Origin of the sequence: Dyadobacter sp. Leaf189 (assembly GCF_001424405.1) — a bacterium.
In the GTDB taxonomy this organism is placed as follows: Bacteria; Bacteroidota; Bacteroidia; order Cytophagales; family Spirosomataceae; genus Dyadobacter.
In genome coordinates this window covers 761008-781489 of sequence record NZ_LMPS01000005.1, presented here as the reverse complement: position 1 = coordinate 781489, position 20482 = coordinate 761008, and the positions used below count along the sequence as shown (strand labels likewise).

The window sequence follows — 20482 nt, the reverse complement described above, 5'->3', positions numbered from 1 at the left end:
CTTACCGACGCAAATGAACCGCTTTGACCGCATTACTGCCATTTTGATACAGCTTCAATCCCGCAAAATCGTCAAGGCGCAGGATTTGGCCGAGCGCTTTGAGATCAGCCTCAGGACAGTTTACCGGGATATCAATTCGCTTGCAGAAGCGGGCGTACCGATTATAGGCGAGGCAGGTGTCGGTTATTCCATTATGGACGGCTATCGCCTGCCTCCCGTTATGTTTACCAAGGAAGAGGCGCGGACTTTCATCACTGCCGAGAAGCTGATGGAGAAGTTTACCGATTTCTCGACACAATCGCAGTACCAGTCGGCTATGTTTAAAGTGAAAGCTGTACTGCGGAGCAGTGACAAGTCAATGGTCGAAAACCTGGAAAACCACATCGAAGTCCGTAAAAATCACCACGCATTTCACAAGCCTAACAGCAACACCCTCGACGTACTTCTGAAAAGTATCTCGGAAAAGAAGATAGCCAGGATTAACTACAATGCGATCAATAGCGACGACCCGATGGAAAGGATCGTGGAACCGGTTGGGGTGTATCACGAAAACAGCTACTGGTACACCATTGCCTACTGCCACCTTCGCAACGATTACCGCAATTTCCGCTCCGACCGCATTTTGAACTGCGAACTGACCGACCGCTCTTTTGAACACAAGCACGCGCCACTGAAAGACTTCCTCGAAGAAACCTACAACCACGCCGATCTCCGGCTGGTGCGGATCAGAATGGACAGAAAGATCGCGCGGTACATTCGTGAACAACGCGCATACTACGGATTTGTCTCCGAAACAATCAAGGATGATGAAGTCGAAATGAGCTTCCTCACTCCTACCCTTGAAGGTTTCGCCAGATGGTACCTGATGATCGCGCCGAATGCACGGATTTTAGAACCGGTATCTTTAAAAAACACGATAAGGGGCCTTGTAGCGAAGATTTCAGAAAACCTCGATTAACGTCGAAGCTGCTGACATACTGTTGTCATCTGACTGGGTTTACTTTGTCATAAACCAAAACAACAGCTAAAATGTCACAACTCACTGCAACTCCCGCAATCGAATCCAGTCTGGCTTATCTGATGCAGAATTATGCGGATTACAACCACTGGGCAAACTGTACATTGATCAACTGGTTAAAAACAAAACCAAGTGAAGTTGTTGAAAGAGAGGCACTTTCAAGCTTTCCAACGATCCGCGAAACGCTCATTCATATCGTGGAAACACAGCGATACTGGCTGTCGGTGATCAATCCGGATGCTGATTACAGCGGCCAGGAATTCGATGGAGACCTGGACGAAACTTTTTCCTTTGTTATGGCCCAATCTCAGGAGCTTGCAGAATACGTTGAGACATTGTTACCCGGAGATTTGTCGGAGGAAACGCTTGTAGTAAATCCGTGGTTCGAATGCAACTTTCCCAAGTTTGAATACATCATGCAATGCATGAACCACAGCACTTACCACCGCGGACAGATTGTGACCATGGGGAGAAATCTTGGTTTCACGGACGCGCCGATGACAGACTACAACTTCTACAATGTAATGGCTAAGTGACGATCGCTTGCTGATAGATTTGTATCCTGAAATGCGCTAACTTGTATCATGGAACAAATTAAAATTCTCGGGATTTCAGGAAGCCTTCGTACCGATTCAACAAACACCATCATCCTGAATACCTGCAAAACATTGCTGCCTGCCAATGCGACACTCACTGTCTTTCAGGGCCTGGACCTGATCCCGCATTTTAGTCCGGGGCTGGAAGACAATGAGGCTGTCGCCAGATTTAAGTCAGCCGTCGCGCAGGCCGACGCAGTTATTTTCTCTACTCCTGAATACGCATTCGGGCTGCCTGGAACTTTGAAGAATGCATTAGACTGGACGGTTGGGACGGGTGAATTCAATGCCAAACCGGTTGCTGCAATCAGCGCGTCGCCATTGAATACGGGCGGCGATAAGGCGCTTGCTTCCCTCCTGCTTACACTGGCGGCGCTAGGCACTTTGCGGAACGATCACTCCTCAGCTGCCATTCCCAACATCAAGGGCAAAATAGAACAAGGCTACGTCACTGATATTCAAACGTTAGATATGCTGCGTGCACTGATTAATAACCTGACAAGCCTGCTGAACCTGCGCGGGGTAAATTGAAGCGGAATTATCCAATTTATTATCCCGCAAACAAAAGACTACCAAACCAGTATAGTTGTATCGTTATTTTAATACATTTGGGTTTAATCCACATAAAACGTATTAAAATATGAAATTTGAGACCTTGCAGCTACACGCAGGCCAGGAACCAGACCCTGTAACCAACTCACGTGCGGTACCTCTTTACCAGACTACATCCTACGTTTTCAACAATGCCGAACATGCGGCAAACCTCTTTGCATTAAAGGAATTCGGAAACATCTACACCCGGATCATGAATCCGACCAACGATGTTTTTGAGAAAAGAGTGGCTGCTCTGGAAGGCGGTGTTGCCGCATTGGCTACTGCATCCGGGCATTCAGCGCAGTTTTTGGCGATTAATAACATTACGACTGTCGGCGATAACTTTGTCACTACTTCATTTCTGTACGGCGGTTCTTATAACCAGTTCAAAAATTCATTCAGGAATATCGGTGTTGAAGCGAGGTTCGCTGATGGAGACGATGTGAGCAGCTTTGAAAAGCTCATCGATGATAAAACCAAGTTCATCTATCTTGAAACAATCGGAAATCCAAGTTACAGCGTTCCCGATTTCGAGGCATTTGCCGCATTGGCCAACAAATATGATCTTCCGTTGATCGTGGACAACACCTTCGGTGCTGCCGGGGCTATTTTCCAGCCTATCAAACATGGTGCTCACGTAGTGGTACAGTCTGCAACCAAATGGATCGGTGGACATGGAACATCCATTGGAGGTGTGATTGTCGACGCTGGTACCTACAATTGGGGCAACGGGAAATACCCGCAGTTTACTGAACCTTCACCAAGCTACCACGGACTGGTGCTCAACGATGTATTTGGAATCGGCGGTCCGTTTGGCAACATCCAGTTTATCATCCGCGCACGCGTGGAAGGTTTGCGCGACTGGGGTCCGTCACTATCTCCATTTAACTCATTCTTGTTCCTGCAAGGTCTGGAAACATTGTCCCTCCGCGTGGAGCGTATCGGCGAGAATGCATTGAAACTCGCGCAGTGGCTGGAACAGCATCCTGCGGTGGAAAGCGTCAACTACATCGGACTGGAAGGCAACAAGTACAATGCGCTGGCTAAAAAGTACCTGACAAGAGGTTTCGGAGGCGTTTTATCGTTCGCGCTGAAAGGAGAAAAAAGCCAGGCCGAGAAGTTTGTAGATAACCTGAAACTGATCAGTAACCTGGCCAATGTAGGCGACGCAAAAACGCTTATCATTCACCCGGCGTCGACCACGCATTCGCAGCTCTCACCCGAGGAGCAGATTTCAGCAGGTGTACACCCCACCCAGCTGCGTATCTCGGTAGGTATCGAGCACATAGACGACATAAAAGCAGATATCGAACAAGCAATCGGAGCATTGTAAAGGCAATCGGCGATAGGCAAAACAAAGCCCAAATGCCGTCAGGCATACAACATCGGTAGACATGCAATATCGGTGTAACGGAACGCAAATGCCATTAGGCATGCAACAACATCACAAACGTTACATCCCTACGGGATTTCTACCGAGGTTTCATCCCTATGGGATTGTGAAAAGCCAGGTTGCCGTTCGGCGCCTGGCTTTTTTGATCAAGATCTATGTTCGACGGCCGACAGCCGACAGGCTCTCCCACCTACTTCTCAATCCCTTCCAGCGCGAACATAAATGCGTATTGTAATGCGATTTCTTTGAGATAGTCGAAGCGGCCTGAAGCTCCGCCGTGGCCTGCGTCCATATTGGTTTTCAGGATTAATACATTTTTATCCGTTTTGTGCGTCCGCAGGCGGGCTACCCATTTGGCGGGCTCAAAATATTGCACCTGACTGTCGTGCAGGCCCGTCATGACCAGCATATTCGGATATGCCTTTTTCGCCACATTGTCGTAGGGCGAATAGGATTTCATGTACGTGTAAGATTCCTTGTTCTTCGGGTTACCCCATTCATCAAACTCGTTTGTCGTCAACGGAATGCTTTCGTCCAGCATGGTTGTAACCACATCCACAAACGGTACCACGGCGATAATCCCATTCCAGAGATCAGGCCGCAGGTTCGAAACGGCGCCCATCAGCAATCCGCCAGCACTTCCCCCCATTGCGTACAGGTGCCGCGTTGACGTATAGTTCTGTTCGATCAGGTATTCGGCACAATCGATGAAATCGTTGAATGTATTCTTCTTTTTAAACATTTTCCCGTCTTCATACCACTGCCGCCCCATTTCCTGCCCGCCGCGGATATGCGCAATGGCGAACACAAAGCCCCTGTCGAGCAGGCTCAATCTTGTGCTGCTGAAACTTGCATCTGTACTGTAACCGTACGAACCATAAGCGTAGAGTAAAAGCGGTGTCTGCGGACTTCTGCCCGTTTTCTTTTTATAAACAATGGATATCGGAATGCGGACACCGTCGCGGGAATTTGCATACAACCTTTCTGTTACATACTCTTCGGGATTGTATCCGCCTACTACTTCCTGGCGCTTCTTCAATTCCTTTTTCTTCGACTCCATATCGTAGTCGTAAACCGAGCCTGGCGTTGTGAGCGAGGTATAAGTATAACGCAGGTTTTTAGTGTCGTACTCGGGATTTCCGGAAGGATGCGCGGTATACGTCGCCTCGCCGAAATCAACGTAGTGCTCCGAATTGTTTCTCAGATCGCGTACCCGGATCTGCAGCAAACCGTTCTTGCGCTCACTTACGACCAGAAAATTCCTGAAAACCTCAATATTTTCAAGCAGAACATCATTTCTGTTCCCGATTACTTCCTTCCAGTTTTCTACGCCTGTGTTTGAAACCGGCGTTTCCATTAACCGGAAATTGAGTGCGTCCTTGTTCGTAACGATCAGGAACTTGTCTTCATGGTGGTCAATCTCGTACAGCACATCCTTCATTCTGGGCTGAAAAACGTGGAATTCACCCTCAGGCTGATCCGCATCGAGAATGCGGTACTCCGACGACATGGTGGCCGAAGAACCGATTACAATGTATTTCTCCGACTTGGTTTTGCCCACGCCTATGTAATTGCTTTTGTCCTTTTCTGCATAAACAACCACATCCTTCTTCGCGTCGGTACCCAAAGTGTGACGTTTGATCTTCTCGCTAAGCAGCGTTTTCGCATTTTTAGAGGTATAAAAAAGCGTTTTATTGTCATTTCCCCATTCATATCCGGGATCAGTGCGCGGAATGGCGTCAGCGAAATCCTTTCCTGTTTCCAGATTTTTGACAAACATGGTATACTCCCGTCGCGAGACAGTGTCCACACCATAAGCCAGCAGCTTGTTGTCCGGACTTACACTGAAACCATCCGCAGAATAGTAATTATGTCCCTCGGCGAGCTGATCTACATCAAGAAGTATTTCCTCAGGAGCTTCCAGCGTACCTTTCCTGCGGCAGTATTTAAAATATTGTTTCCCTTCCTCACTCCTCGTGTAATACCAATATCCGTTTGTGAAAACGGGCACGGATTCATCCTTCTCTTTGATCCTGCCCTTCATTTCCGAAAACAAATCCTCCTGGAATTTCTTCGTTCCAGCCATCAGCGTGTCTGCATATGCATTCTCCGCTTCGAGGTATTCTACCACTTTGTTGCTGTCGGGACCGTTACTGAAGTAGTCCGCCATCCAGTAATATTCATCATTCCTTTTGTCGCCATGCATTCCGGTTTCATGGTCTTTCTTCTCTGCTACGGGCGCTTTCACGTCCGGCCATTGATATGCTTTTCTGTCCAATTTCTTGTTTTGATTACATGAAAAAACGATAACAGTTAACAGGAGTAAAATAATTCTCATTGCCAGGTGTATTATTAAATGTTTAAAATGTATTATATATTAAATACTTATCAAGCTTTTTAAATGATTTATATTAAAAATACTTTAAATAGGTTTGTTATATATAAAGTAGTTTAGTAATCTTCTACTTATCATTATTTCAAAACTATAAATACATTTAATACTTTTATGGAATTACGATAGTTATTGAATGTACCATACTTTTAATACTTATCGTAAATTCTTTATTAATAAAACTGTTATAACATTTTAAAAGAACAAAACCGTATGCGCTTCTGAATCAGCAAGCTACAAAAATACCTTCGTTATCCCTGTCGGTCGTTCGACTTACGTTATATTTGAGTCTTGTAACAAGACTTACCTCATGGATAAACCCGTTCATAAACTCTTTCTGCTCGACGCGATGGCGTTGATATACCGTGCACACTTTGCATTCATCAAAGCGCCGAGGATTACATCGAAAGGTTTAAACACCAGTGCCGTGTTTGGATTTACAAATACATTGCTGGAAGTACTGCAAAAAGAAAAGCCCACACACATCGGCGTCGCTTTCGATACTGCGGCACCTACATTCCGCCACATTCAGTTTGAAGCTTACAAGGCGCAGCGGCAGGAGCAGCCCGAAGACATTACCGTGGCTATCCCGCTCGTGAAACGCCTGCTTAAAGCAATGTGTATCCCCATACTGGAACTGGACGGTTACGAGGCCGATGATATCATAGGTACCATCGCCAAGGAAGCTTCCATTGCAGGCTTTGAGGTTTTCATGATGACACCCGACAAAGACTACGGTCAGCTGGTGGAAGAACACGTTCACATTTACAAACCCGCCTTTCTTGGTAAAAGTGCGGAGGTACTTGGAGTGAACGAAATCCTGGAACGCTGGCAGATCCAGCGCATTGACCAGGTGATCGACATACTCGGGTTAATGGGCGATGCGGTCGACAACATTCCAGGTGTGCCGGGCGTAGGTGAAAAGACAGCCCAGAAACTGATTTCGGAGTACGATACCATCGAGAACCTGATCACGCATGCAGATGAGATCAAGGGAAAGCTCGGGGAAAAGATCAGGGAAAACTTTGACAAGGCTGTTTTGAGCAAGCAGCTAGCCACCATCGATATCAAGGTGCCGGTACCTTTTGACGCGGAAGACCTGACCGTGTGTCCCGCCAATGCAGACCAGATCGTGGAGCTGTTTGACGAACTTGAATTTAAAACCCTTAAACAGCGCGTACTGGGAATCGGACACCCGATACAGACCACGCAGGTAACCCGCCCGGTTGCAAAAAGCCAGAAAGGCCAGCTCGACCTCTTTGGAAATCCGACGGAAGAAGTGGGCAAGCAACCCGCGATCCTCAGCGAAGGCATTGCCGACGACGATGCGCCGGCACAAGCCTACGAAGACCTGAGAATACCGACAACGCGGCGCACGATCGACAATACTTTCCACAGGTACCACACAGTGGACACGCCTGAGCTCATGAAAAGTCTGGCTTATTACCTCAACCTGCAGGATGCATTCTGTTTTGATACCGAAACCACTTCGCTGGAAACGATCCACGCAGAACTGGTTGGCTTGTCATTCTCGTACCTCGCCGGCGAAGCATTTTACGTGCCCGTACCAGCCGATCGCACGCAGGCACAGGAAATCGTCGAGTATTTCAGAGGGGTTTTTGAAAATGAAAACATTGAAAAGATCGGACAGAATGTCAAATACGATCTGCTGATCCTGAAAAATTATGGAATAGAGGTAAAAGGAAAACTGAGCGACACGATGCTCGCGCATTACATTCTCGAACCCGATAAACGCCACGGAATGGACATCCTGGCCGCATCTTACCTCAACTACGATCCCGTATCCATTACTTCCCTGATCGGCAAAAAGGGTGTGAAACAAGGGACAATGCGCGATGTAGCTATTCCTGAGATCACTCAGTATGCCGGTGAAGATGCGGATATTACTTTGCAGCTGAACGAGATCTTTTCGCGTGAGCTGCCGAAAGTAAACGCTTCAAAGCTGTATTACGAAGTCGAAATGCCGCTGACGAAAGTGCTCGCTTCTATGGAAAGTACCGGCGTGCGGCTTGATATCAATGCACTGCGGGAAATGTCGGCTGTGCTGGAATCAGACCTGCGCGCAACGGAGTCGGAAATATACGAAGCGGCCGGGCAGTCTTTCAATATCAGCTCCCCAAAGCAGCTGGGTGAGGTTTTATTCGAAAAAATGAAACTGATCGAGAAACCTAAAAAGACCAAGACGGGCCAGTATGCAACCGGAGAGGATATCTTGTCAGACCTCGAAAACAACCACGTCATCGCGCGCAAGATCCTGGACTACCGCGAGCTTCAAAAGCTGAAATCGACCTATGTGGATGCACTTCCGCTGCTGGTCAGCAAAAAAAGCGGCCGCATTCATACCTCGTACAACCAGGCGGTAGCGGCTACCGGACGTTTGAGTTCAACGAACCCAAACCTGCAGAACATCCCGATCAGAACGCCACGCGGGCGCGAGATCCGGAAGGCATTTGTGCCCGATACAGAGGAATTCCAGATTCTCTCTGCCGATTATTCGCAGATCGAGCTGCGCATTATGGCCGCATTCAGCCAGGACAGCAGTATGACGGAAGCCTTCAACCAGGGCCGCGATATTCACTCGACAACAGCCAGCAAAGTGTTCAAGGTTGATCTGGAAGACGTTACTTCGGATATGCGGCGTAAATCGAAAATGGTGAACTTCGGTATTATATACGGTATATCTGCATTTGGACTCGCTCAGCGGCTAGGTATCGCGCGTGGCGAAGCGAGTGAGATTATCCGCGCTTATTTCGAAGAATTCCCGGCTGTGAAAGGCTATATGGACCGCGTCGTAAATGAAGCACGCGAGAAGAAATATGTGGAGACGATCCTCGGGCGGCGAAGGTACCTGCCGGATATTATCTCAGGTAACCAGACCAACCGCGGCTACGCAGAACGAAATGCGATCAATGCACCTATTCAGGGCTCAGCGGCGGATATGATCAAAGTGGCGATGATCAATATTCATGACTGGATGCAAAAAGAGCAACTGAAATCCCGGATGATCCTGCAGGTGCATGACGAACTTGTTTTCGACGCGCACAGGGACGAGATTTCATTGCTGAAAGAAAAAGTAGACGACCTGATGCGGAATGCAATTCCGATGAGCGTGAGAATGGAAACCGGAATAGGTGTCGGCGCCAACTGGCTGGAAGCACATTGAGTTGTCACAATAAACAAAAGCGGGCTGCCTCAGATAAGTTGAGGCAGCCCGCTTTTGTTGAAAATGCAGGTAAGTCAAAAGCTTATTTCGACAACCAAATCTGCTGATTGATATCGTCCTTACCAGCAAACTGGCTTTGAACGGAAGCATTATAGTTTGCCTCATTCGTAGTACGTTCAGACAGCGGATACTGCCAGCGCACTGCAATGCGGCCTGAGTTACCTGTACCTACTCCCGTCATAAACTTCGGAAAGCCCGTGCGGCGGTAATTGAAATAAGCCTCCATGCCCGAATTCATGAAGAATGCGAGGTACTTCTGCGTCACGATCTGTTCAAGTCCCGCTACATTGTTGCCTGCGTACTTCACGAGCGGCTGTGCGTAATATTCATCAAAATTGAAGTTGATGGTATAGTTCGCGAAATCCGAGGCAGCGCGGCCGCCGGTTTTGGAGTAAGTCATTGTCAGTGCGCCGGTTTTTACACCATAAAATTCCTGTGAAGCCTGGATTCCCTTTTTGTACCAGTCTTCGGCACTTCCAGTTGCCCAGCCACGATTAATACCTTCCGCGATATTGAAGCACATTTCAGGATAGCCGATAATGAATGCATTCTCGCCTGTGTAATTAGAATAGTAGCGCGACCGGCTCTGGAACGAATATTCACCCGGAGCAAAGCCCGGTCCATTGTCTTTTCCGGCTTTGTTTGACATATCCGAAAGATCCTCCCCTGAACTCGCTGCGATGAATGCAGAGAAGTCCGAAGGCTGCTTGCCGGCTTTCAACTGGGCACCTGCCGGCTCTGTGGTAACCATCACGCGCGGATCTTTGCGCGCTGTCAGCAGTCCCACGTAGGTTTGTGCCATATTCTGGCGGGTCGCGTCAAAACCGAAGTTGTCGGGATTGGAAGGATACTTATTGAAGGTATTGAATTTGAATTCCAGGTTATCTCCCATTCCTTCCATCAAAGGATATTTGGCTGGATTTGAAATGATATCCGCAAACTGTGATTTCACATTCATCCCCGCCTCATTCTCTTTTTTACTCAAACGGATCAAAACGCGCAGACGGAAGCTGTTTACCACTTTCTGCCACTTTTTAAGGTCCTCGTTCAGGTAAAAATCTCCCGTTACTTTGGTATCTCCGGCAGCGATCAGCGTTGTCATTTCTGCATTCGACTGGTCAAGCCAGGTCAGGATCTGCATGTAAACATCCTTTTGAGAATCGTATTTAGGAGTTACATTTTCCAGCCCGAGCAAAGCCTCGCTCATCGGGAGATCACCCGCCCTTACAGACATTTGATCAAAGAAGAACGCGCGGAAAAACTTGCCCATTGCAGAATAGACTTTCGCGTCGGTAGCGCCGGCACGTTTGGCCTCCTCTTCCATTTTGATCACATTTTTCAATGTAGGGTAATGGTTTTCAAAGGAAGACCATTGATACTCATTGTTTCCGTAGTAGTTATAATTGATCGCGTAAAACTGGTTCCAGCGCATTTCGTCGCTGAAAGGCGTACCAATCTTATTATACATATCCATTTCAATTCCCTTCAAAACGAGGGAAGCAGGGGCAGTTACGGGCCGGTTCGGATCTTTTTCCAAATCCTCAAAGCTCCTTTCGCACGACGAAAGCGTGAATGCGAAAACGGCGCTTAATCCCAGAAGTTTTATGTTCAATTTCATTGTTCTGAATATTTTCAAATGACAGTTTAAACAGTCGGATTTTAGAAAGTCAAGCTCACGTTAACACCGTAGCGACGCACAGAAGGCGTTTGCAGATCTGAGCTGCCGCCTGCTACAAACTGGTTCAGATCGAGGTCCTTTTTCTCTGCGAAATACAGCAGGTTCCGTCCCACCAGCGACACCGACGCATTGCGTATGAATTTGCTTCTTGTCAGCCAGCTTTGCGGCAAAGTATAGCCGATAACCACTTCGCGCAGCATTCCGAAAGAGCGGCTCATCAGGTTACCTTCATCGCTGTTGTAATAGCGGCTTACCCAGTCCTGTACGTTTTGTGCGGTTGCATTCGGCTTGAAACGCAGCTCCGACAGGTTCGTGATCTTGCCGTCCGCGTCAAAATTCAATGCAGTTCCGCCTTCTACCTGCACACCCTGACCTACATACGTCTTGTTCTCGGTGTTGTTTTTAAATGCCTGGTAATCCGTTTCTCTTGATGCACCCAGCTGGCCTTGTACCAGTTCAATGTGGCGACCACCGCGGAAGGTTTGTTTCTGGATGTAGTTAGAGATCACACCGCCAAAACGCCCGTCAAACTGGAAGCTGAAATTGACATTCTTGTAATTGAATTTGTTATTGATACCCAACACAAACTTCGGGTTCACATAACCGAGAAACTGGTTTACAGGCGAGTACACCGGCCGGCCTGAATCATCATTAATGATCTGCCCGTCAGCAGTTTTCGCGAAAGCACGACCATAGTACTTGTCCATTCTGTCACCCACACGGAAGAAGGTATTCAATGCATCCTGGCCAGGGTAAATGTCCGTAAGTACTTCCTTGAAAGTTGAATAATTGGCTACAACATCCCAGTTAAAGCCGCCGTCAGTCTTCACTGGAGATCCTGTAACGGAAGCTTCCCAGCCTGTTTTCTTAGTCTTGATACCATTCACCAGCGCGGTGCTGTAACCGGTTGTTGTTGAAATCGGCAAGGCAAAAATCCGCGGACCTTCGTTGGAGGTAAAGTAAGTCACGTCAAATCCCAGGCGATTGTTCATGATGCGCAAGTCCAGGCCAACTTCTGTTTGAGAAGAAGTATTGGGTACCAGCGCAGGGTTGTTCAGCTGGTCTGTAAAATAGGCTGCGGGTGTATTGTTATAAGCAAATGGCGTTGAATAAACCGCCGCATTCTGGTAAGAAGGACCGTCATAAGGTGATCTGTACTGATCGCCATATTCGAGGGGATTGACGTTGTTGGCCGTAGTACCAATCGTCGACATCGTTAATCCATCTTTTACATTCGCATAAGAACCACGCAGTTTAAGGAACGAGATCACCTCGGGCAGCTGCACGTAATCCGATACAACTGTGGATGCTGCAACTGACGGATAGAAGAAGGTATTGTTCCCCGAAGGCAGCGTGGACAATTTGTCCATTCTACCGGTAGTCGACAGCGTGAAGTAATCTTTAAAGGTAAAATCGGCAGAATAATAAGCTGACGCAACGCGCATGGCTGAATTAAAATTCTCAATTTTCACCGGATTCGCGGAGTTGCTGAAATTGTACAAGCCCGGTACGTTCAGGTAGTTGGTTGATCCGTAAGCCGAGTTGTATTCAAAGCTTCTGATGTTACCGCCCGCCCAGACTTTCGCATTCAATCCCGGCAAAATGTCCTTATCAAACTTCACGAGAATGTCCGTGTTGTTCTCAAACAGGTTGCGACGGTCCTCCCGGTAATCACCACGGCGCTCGTCACGTCCGTAAGCACCCGCCGAGTAAGGCATTTTCTCAGTGCGCAGCAAGTTCCAGGTTGTGATTTGCGAACGGAATGTCGCTTCCAGGAAATCGGTGAACTGGTAAGTCATGGCAGCCTGGCCGATGATATCCGATTTCTGGTGACCTCTCAGCCACTCGTAGCTCATGAAATAAGGATTGTTGTAACGCTGGTACTCTGCGTAGATCTGCTGCACACCTTCTTTCCCGGGCTGCCAGTAGTTGCGCATCTGGTCAACATCCCAGTCAGCTCCTGCCCACAGTACGATGTTGTAGATAATCGAGTTGGGCCCGTAGTTTACGTCCGGAATGTTGGGCGTGTACTGCCGGTTGTACTGCAATGAGGAATTAAATTTCAGCTTTTTGGAGAAATTGTAATCCGCCACCATGTTAAAGTTGGTGATATTCAGCTTCGTGTTTGGCACAATCCCTTTCTGGTGTGTGTGCGAAGTTGAAAAACGCAGGTTGTACTTTTCACCGGAAGCAGATACCGAAATGTTATTGGTCGAAAGCAAACCTGGTTGCAGGAAGCGTTTCAGGTTGTCTTTCCCGCGGGCTACCCACGGAGTTCCCTGCCGCTTGCCGGTTACAGGGTCCACCGGACTGTCGTATTGCGGGATCAGCTGACCTTCAAACTTCGGCCCCCAGCCTCCATCGTAGTCACCATCGTTCAAACCGCCCCCTTTTCCATCGCCGAATGCATAGCGGCCGTGGTCACCAGGACCGTATACGTCCTGTACTTTCGGGATTGCGTAAAAACCGTTGTCCATCATAGTCGATGAATTGAAATCAACCGAAAACCCGCGTTTGTCTTTCGAGCCGCGTTTGGTGGTGATCAGGATCGCGCCATTCTTTCCGCGAAAACCGTAAAGTGCCGAGGCAGAAGCACCCTTCAAAACCGAATAAGTATCAATATCATCCGGGCTCACATTCCAGGTATCTGAGTTAACAGGTACCCCGTCCACCACGAAAAGCACATCGGAATTACCGCGCAGCTGGATATTTGGCTTGCGCAGCAGCTCCGACTGGATACCTACCGTCAATCCCGCTACTTTACCCGCAAGTGCATTGATTGCATTCGGTTCACGCGCTTTCACCACCGAGTTACCATCCACTGTCTGGATAGCAACACCGATGCGTTTTACGTCTTTCTTGATACCCAGTGCGGTTACGACAACCTCGCTAAGCTGCCTCAGGTCGGTACCCAAAGTGACATCCACGGTACTCCGCCCATTGAGGTTAACTTCCTGGGTAGCAAAGCCGAGGAATGAAAACGTGAGAACGGACGCATTGTCGCGCACTTCGATTTTGTACTTTCCTTCCGAGTCTGTAATCGTCCCGTTGGTAGTACCCTTTACGATGATACTGACACCGGGAATGGGCGCATTATCCTCAGATGCAGTTACCTGGCCAGTTACGACCGATTGTGCGACAGCTACTTGTGAAAGCAACCCGAACATGAGCAGAAAGCCCGCTTGCTTATTTCGTCTGACGAAATCAAGCAGTAAATGAGAGTAGAATTGTTTAATCATCTAAGCAAACGTTTCCGTTGTTTTTGTTTGAAAAAGCTGTTTGATATGCGGGGAATTTTGAAATGCAAAACTCCGGCATACTCGTCTACTTGGCGTTAAGTATTTGTTAACTTACCATCAACAAATCAGCACAACCGCGCGCGGCTTGCATACGAACAAATCAGGGAAGCTGCATTTAATGGAATTGGATGATAAAGTATCACGGAAGTAACTGTCGCTCTACTTCGGTGCCAGATATGAAGTTTCATGTTCATGCATTTATCCACCTGGTTTTTAATTGCACATACCGCCTTTTAGCGACATTCATGCAAGCTGAATATTCAATGGGATTGAACTTTCATTTGGAAACGTCGGGCGCGATGCGTCAGCCTGGTGAGATACCGCCGCATCTTTGCATTATTCCCGCAAGGGCTAAAAATAAATCCTAATATTTCCGGGTATAATAGAAGAAAAATTTGCGAACTTCGCTTTTTAATTGTAAACAATACACTTAATAGAGCCGATGCTTCATTTTTTCCGGAAAGTCTCTCTCCTTTTATTCGCTTGCCCGGCGGTTGTCGTGGGCCAGGGTACAAAAGGAAATTACACTCCCCTGCCTCTCAAAGACCTCAGTGCATTTGAATCCGGCAGCCCCAACTGGACAGTTCAGGGCAACATTGCCATTCATCCCGCCGGTTCCGCCAAGATCAAAACCCAGTCGGGCGAAGGTATCCTGGTCGGCAGTCCAGGCAAGCCTATCGTAACTAAACTGAAAGCAAACGATCTTCGCTTTTACGCAGAATTCAATCTATCCCCGGGCGCAGAAGGGAATCTGATCCTGCCAGGCGGCCAGAAAGTGCGCCTCTCAGACAGCAGCAAGCAAAAAGGACAGGGAACGCAGACTTCGGGTTATGTCGGTCAGTTCCCCACCCAGAACGCAGCAAAAGCGCCGGGTTTGTGGCAGACGATCGAGCTGGCTTATGATGCATCTGTTCCTAACCTGGCTGGCTCTGCAAGGCTGAATTCACTTTCGCTGAATGGAGTGACTGTATTGGAAACGATTTATCTTCCAAGTTCCAAATCTCCCGCCGAGGGACAATCCATTGCGATGGAAGTGACGAAAGGCACGATCGCATTCAGGAATGTTGGGTACCAGCTGCTCGCAAGCCGCAAGCCGCTGACATTGACCAGCCTGAACTATAAAGTATATTCAGACAAATGGGACAGCAAAGAGTACAGCAAGCTGGACCACGAAGGTACCTCCGGCGTACTTACCCAGGAAGTAACCAACGGAATGCGCGAATTCCACCTTGTTTATGAAGGTGATATGGAAGTGAATGAGGCAGGCGACTATATTTTTACCAGCATTTACTCCGGCCCGATGCTCGATATCGAGATAGACGGAAAAAGCGTGCTCACCAGCGGAGAAGCTACTTCGCAGGAAACGCACCAGGGTACCGTGAACCTCACCCAGGGAAAACACAAGTTTAAACTCCATTACTCGCGCTTTCCATGGAGACAGCCTGCACTTGGGCTGAGAGTTGAAAAGGCCGGTATCAGACCTTACGATCTGCATACATTATCGTCGCTTCCAGAGCCTGAGCCCAAGCCTTACATCAGCGTGACACCCGATATGCGGCCGGAAATGGTACGCTCCTTCATTCAGTTGGACGGAGAAAAAATGAAACGGACACACTGTATCTCGGTAGGCAGCCCCGACGGCTGGAACTACACCGTAGACCTTAACCGGGGTGCATTGATCCAGGCGTGGCGCGGACAGTTCGCGGATGTTACCGAAATGTGGTACGAGCGCGGCGAACCGCAGCTGCTATTTCCTGCGGGCCTCAAAGTGCACGTGTCCGGACGCAGCAGTCTGGCCTCTCTCGAAAACAGCAATGCAACCTGGCCTGATTCTTCAAACATTAACTACCTGGGTTATAACATCAATGCACAGGGTTATCCTGTGTTCAGATATGCGCTGGGTGCAGCAACCGTGTCCGATCAGCTTGTTTCGGGTGGCAATTCACTTTCCCGCACTTTTCAGGTTCAGGGCAATGCAGCCGCGCCGTTGTTCGCGCTGGTTGCATCGGGTAAGCAGATCGTCGAAATCGAAAAAGGTTTGTACCAGATCGATGACCGCTTTTATGTTCAGCTTGACAAAAAATACAAACCGACGATCAGACCGGCGGGAGAAGTGCAGGAACTGATCCTTCCTGTTTCGGGTACCACCAGCTATTCCATGTTTTGGTAAAATCTTTTGAACTGCATTCTTTTTAAATGAAAAATATACTATTAACAACCCTGATCTCCTTCTGCTGCATTACCAGCTATTCTCAATCCAAACAGAATAAGGAGGATGATTTTTACCGGATCATCACAATCCCCATTCCTGAAAATATCCAAATGGAAGTGGGCGGAATGGCGGTATTGCCCGACGGGCGGCTCGCTACTTCAACACGCCGCGGAGAAGTGTGGCTGATCGGCAATCCGTACCTGAAAGGCGATGGTAAACCTTCCTTTAACAGGTTTGCGGCCGGCTTGCACGAGCCGCTTGGACTATTGTACCGCGGCAAGGATTTCCTGATCTCGCAACGCGGCGAGGTAACCAGGCTGGCCGATACCAACAACGACGGTGTAGCCGACGTGTACGATTCATTTGCGAAATGGCCGCTTTCTGGTAACTATCACCAGTATTCCTACGGTCCAGTGGCAATGCCGAACGGCGAGTTGCTTGTTACCCTCAACCTTGACTGGGTGGGGCGCGGCGCAAGCCAGTCCAAATGGCGCGGATGGATGCTTAAAATGGGCGAAGACGGCAAGCTTACTCCCTACGCTACCGGTCTCCGCTCTCCGTCCGGCTTCGGATCTTACAAGGGTGATATCTTCTATACCGAAAACCAGGGCGACTGGGTTGGCTCGGGAAGAATGACGCACCTGGAAAAAGGTGATTTCGCAGGTAACCCTGCCGGTTTGAAATGGAGCAAGGAAGAAGGTTCTCCCGTGAAGCTGAGCGCAAGAGATATCCCGAATACAGGCGAGCCGCTGTATGACGTGGCCAAGAAAGTGCCAGGTATCAAGCCGCCGGCAGTATGGTTCCCGCATACGATCCTGGGTATCTCTACTTCGGACTTCAAAGAAGACGTTACAAATGGCAGCTTCGGTCCGTTCACAGGGCAAATGTTCGTGGGCGACCAGGGCCACAGTATCATTACCCGCGTGGATCTTGAAAAGGTAAATGGCGTTTGGCAAGGAACTGTTTTTCCTTTCCGCGAAGGTTTTATGTCAGGTATCCTGCGCCTTGAATGGGGACTGGACGGTTCTTTGTTTGTAGGACAAACGAGCCGCGGTTGGTCTGCGACTGGGAAGTCTAACTTTGGTATCCAGAGACTGGTCTGGACAGGCAAAATGCCGTTTGAAATGAAAACAGTGCGTTCAATGCCGGACGGATTCGAGATTACCTTCACGAGCCCGATTGACAAAGCGGCGGCTGCCAACCAGGATGCCTATAAACTGAGCAGCTTTACTTACAAATACCACTCTACTTACGGCAGCCCGATCGTTAACACACAGGAAGTTCCTTTGAAAGGGATTGTTGTTGCGGAAGACGGCTTGCACGTGCGGCTGGTTGTAGACCCTGCTGTACTCAGAAAGGGTTATATCCACGAGATCAAGGCGGAGGGAATCAAGTCGGCGGAGGGTAACTCACTGCTGCATGCAACCGGCTATTACACGCTCAATGAGATCGCATCAGGAAACCCGGTGGCGGCCAGCCAGTTTACAACTACTGTCAAAGCGGCCGCTGTTGATCACAGTGCACACATGGCAGCTGCGTCGGAAACTGCGGCTAATACAGCACCTTCCGCGAAGAGAGTTACTGAGATGCCTGCCAGCTGGACCAGTGGCCCCGATCAAACCATTACGATCGGTACTGTTCCTGGTTTGAAGTTCGATATCTCGGAAATCCAGGTGAAAGCCGGTTCCAAAATCAGGATCGTTTTCAATAACAATGACGATATGCTGCATAACCTGGTAATTACCAAGCCTGGCACTGCCAATGCAGTTGGTGAAGCGGGTTTGAACCTCGGCTTGAAAGGCTCTGAAATGAACTATGTACCGCGCACCAGCGATGTACTTTTTCACAGCAACATCGTAGAGCCTGAGAAATCAGAGTCCATTTATTTCGTTGCTCCAAAACAAACCGGCACTTACCAGTACGTTTGCACATTCCCAGGGCATTACACGCTCATGCAAGGCAAACTGAAAGTAGTCAGGTAACTCGATACTTCATCCGCAGGACCAACTTTTCACTCCGGTCCTGCGGATTTTCCAATACAAAATTCAGCATATATAACACAGCCTAGGCGAAAGGAGATTTATAATTCCGCCCGCTTTAAGTAGTACAATTCTTTGAATAAATTAAACAAACCATCGTCTGTCATTTGCGCAAAGAAGAGATTTCATACGACCCCATCGAACTTGACGTGCGGCTCTGGAAGCGGTTTAAAGCCGGAGATCCGGATGCAATGGGACTACTCGCCCAGATCCATTACCGGGCACTCTACAATTATGCCGCCAGGTTCTCCTGCGATCCCGATTTTATACGCGATGCAATCCAGGAACTCTACCTCGATCTCTGGGAGCGTCGTACCTTCCTCAGCGAGACTGCATTTGTAAAATCTTACCTGCTCAAAGCATTAAGGCACAGGCTGATCAAGGAAGCGCTCAGACTTAAGAAATTCCACGAGCCCGAATCTGCATTCTTTGATGAGGACAATACAGATCCTTCCATTGAAGTAAATATCATTGAAAACGAAAATCTGCGGCATCAGCAGGGGCGTTTGAAACAGATCATTTCGCTGCTATCAAAAAGACAGCAAGAGATCATCTACCTCCGCTTTTACCAGAACCTGGCCAACGACGAAATTGCCAATATCATGGGCTTGGGCAAACAAAGCGTTGCCAACCTGCTTTACCGTACCCTGAAAGAGATCAAGCAGATCTGGGTTCCTGCCGAATTCTTCTGGCTGCTGATCATCAGCTTCGTAGCTTCCTGATACACTGGCCTTTACCAAGCGCATCAAGCCACAGCATTTTACCTCCCATTTTGCCGCATTATCATTATTTCAAAAATATTTTGATTTTTTTGGTTATAACCTGATGATATCCTGACATAGTGTTTAAAGAGCAAAAGTGCGGGCGGCTTTCCCGCAAATCCTTACGCTATGATCAATTACAGGACCCACTCGGTTGAAGAACTGGCAACTGATGAAATGTTCCGCCGCTGGGTCATTGATCCTACGCCGGAGCTGAATTGTTTCTGGTCGCAATGGATCCACGAAAATCCCGACCGGTCTCAGACGGTTAGTCTTGCGAAGGAACTGGTGATCTCGGTTCGGGATATGTACCGGGACGAGCTCACCAGCGAAATGATGCGGCAGGACATCAATGAGATCGTCAGGCTTGCTTCCGAACGCCGGAATACGAGCGGGTGGCGTATATACCTGCCCGCTATATGGAGAGTGGCAGCGGCCTTTGTCCTTATTTCAGGCCTCAGTGTCGCCTACTACAACGCCCGGCTTTTACCTAAAACTGTCCAAACAGCACACAAAATCCCCGTTATACCCGCGCTTCAGATGCGCGTCAGTTCCAACAATGACAAGGACGTTATGACGGTATTGCTCAGCGACAATACAGTAGTCACCTTGTCGAAAGGCAGCTCCATTACGTATCCCGCAGAATTCAGCGGAAGCGAGCGGCGCGTTTCACTGCGTGGCGAGGCGTTTTTTGATGTCAGCCGAAATGAGCAGCAACCTTTTGTGGTATATACCGGTGAAACCGTCACCCGGGTACTTGGAACGAGCTTCCGAATCAAGGCATTTGACCAGGATAAAACAGAGCTGATCGCTGTCAAAACGGGTAAGGTGAGCGTTTTCGCGAAAAAAGAATATGAAAAGGCCAACGCGAAACCCGACGCGAAAATACCAGGCGTCATCCTGACACCCAACCAGCAGGTGGTATATATCAGGAAAGAAAGCCGGCTTGAACGCGGCGCCGTAAGTCAGCCCGCAATGCTCGTGGAATCCATCGCAGCCAGGGAACAGCTCTTCGACGACAAACCGATACCTGAAGTATTGGTATCCCTTCAAAAGCTGTACGGGATTGATATCCGCTACGACAAGGAACTGCTATCTAAATGCAGGATCAATGCGCAGTTCGATGATGAAAATCTGAAACAAAGAATGAATGCAATCTGCCAGGCTATCGGGGCAAGCTACGATATGGTTGACGGCCAGCTGGTGATCACCGCCAGGGGCTGTAACTAAATACAGTTTTACATCTTCAATTATAT

The 20482-nt window shown here is 48.5% G+C and carries 12 protein-coding genes; 9 read left to right on the top strand and 3 right to left on the bottom strand.

The window, feature by feature from the left end:
* Positions 1-13 precede the first annotated feature (13 nt).
* From ASG33_RS17645 to ASG33_RS17630, 4 genes are all read left to right on the top strand, one after another.
* Positions 14-958 carry a YafY family protein gene (locus ASG33_RS17645; RefSeq protein ID WP_056288018.1) on the top strand — a complete coding sequence of 315 codons (945 nt, stop codon included), beginning with the start codon at positions 14-16 and terminating at the stop codon, positions 956-958.
* Positions 959-1029: 71 nt separating this feature from the next.
* The gene (locus tag ASG33_RS17640) at positions 1030-1554 is read left to right on the top strand and encodes a DinB family protein (RefSeq protein WP_056288016.1); all 525 of its coding nucleotides are present in this window, start codon (positions 1030-1032) and stop codon (positions 1552-1554) included.
* 48 nt (positions 1555-1602) lie between these two features.
* Entirely contained in the window at positions 1603-2145 is a 543-nt protein-coding gene (locus ASG33_RS17635; protein ID WP_056288014.1) for an NADPH-dependent FMN reductase, read from the top strand.
* Positions 2146-2254: 109 nt separating this feature from the next.
* Entirely contained in the window at positions 2255-3541 is a 1287-nt protein-coding gene (locus ASG33_RS17630) for an O-acetylhomoserine aminocarboxypropyltransferase/cysteine synthase family protein (protein ID WP_056288010.1), read from the top strand.
* Positions 3542-3791: 250 nt separating this feature from the next.
* On the opposite strand, the gene ASG33_RS17625 is transcribed toward ASG33_RS17630, so the two are convergent.
* Complete coding sequence (locus tag ASG33_RS17625; RefSeq protein ID WP_082489288.1) at positions 3792-5939, bottom strand: S9 family peptidase; 2148 nt, start codon at positions 5937-5939, stop codon at positions 3792-3794.
* A gap of 364 nt (positions 5940-6303) precedes the next feature.
* On the opposite strand from ASG33_RS17625, the gene polA reads away from it, so the two are divergent.
* On the top strand, positions 6304-9177 hold the full coding sequence (gene polA, locus ASG33_RS17620) for a DNA polymerase I (protein WP_056288008.1): 2874 nt from the start codon (positions 6304-6306) through the stop codon (positions 9175-9177).
* An 82-nt stretch (positions 9178-9259) separates the two neighbouring features.
* On the opposite strand, the gene ASG33_RS17615 is transcribed toward polA, so the two are convergent.
* Together ASG33_RS17615 and ASG33_RS17610 are read right to left on the bottom strand one after the other, a co-directional pair.
* A complete protein-coding gene (locus tag ASG33_RS17615) occupies positions 9260-10855 on the bottom strand; it encodes a SusD/RagB family nutrient-binding outer membrane lipoprotein (RefSeq protein ID WP_056288004.1) in 1596 nt (531 codons plus the stop codon).
* A gap of 41 nt (positions 10856-10896) precedes the next feature.
* Entirely contained in the window at positions 10897-14082 is a 3186-nt protein-coding gene (locus ASG33_RS17610) for a SusC/RagA family TonB-linked outer membrane protein (RefSeq protein ID WP_056288634.1), read from the bottom strand.
* A 574-nt stretch (positions 14083-14656) separates the two neighbouring features.
* Here ASG33_RS17610 and ASG33_RS17605 point away from each other — a divergent pair.
* The 4 genes from ASG33_RS17605 (at position 14657) to ASG33_RS17590 (ending at position 20456) form a co-directional block, all read left to right on the top strand.
* The gene (locus ASG33_RS17605) at positions 14657-16384 is read left to right on the top strand and encodes a family 16 glycoside hydrolase (protein ID WP_056288000.1); all 1728 of its coding nucleotides are present in this window, start codon (positions 14657-14659) and stop codon (positions 16382-16384) included.
* A gap of 26 nt (positions 16385-16410) precedes the next feature.
* On the top strand, positions 16411-18408 hold the full coding sequence (locus tag ASG33_RS17600) for an auracyanin family protein (RefSeq protein ID WP_056287994.1): 1998 nt from the start codon (positions 16411-16413) through the stop codon (positions 18406-18408).
* A gap of 164 nt (positions 18409-18572) precedes the next feature.
* Positions 18573-19187 carry an RNA polymerase sigma factor gene (locus ASG33_RS17595; RefSeq protein WP_056287992.1) on the top strand — a complete coding sequence of 205 codons (615 nt, stop codon included), beginning with the start codon at positions 18573-18575 and terminating at the stop codon, positions 19185-19187.
* A gap of 168 nt (positions 19188-19355) precedes the next feature.
* Positions 19356-20456 carry a FecR family protein gene (locus ASG33_RS17590; RefSeq protein ID WP_056287989.1) on the top strand — a complete coding sequence of 367 codons (1101 nt, stop codon included), beginning with the start codon at positions 19356-19358 and terminating at the stop codon, positions 20454-20456.
* Positions 20457-20482 lie beyond the last annotated feature (26 nt).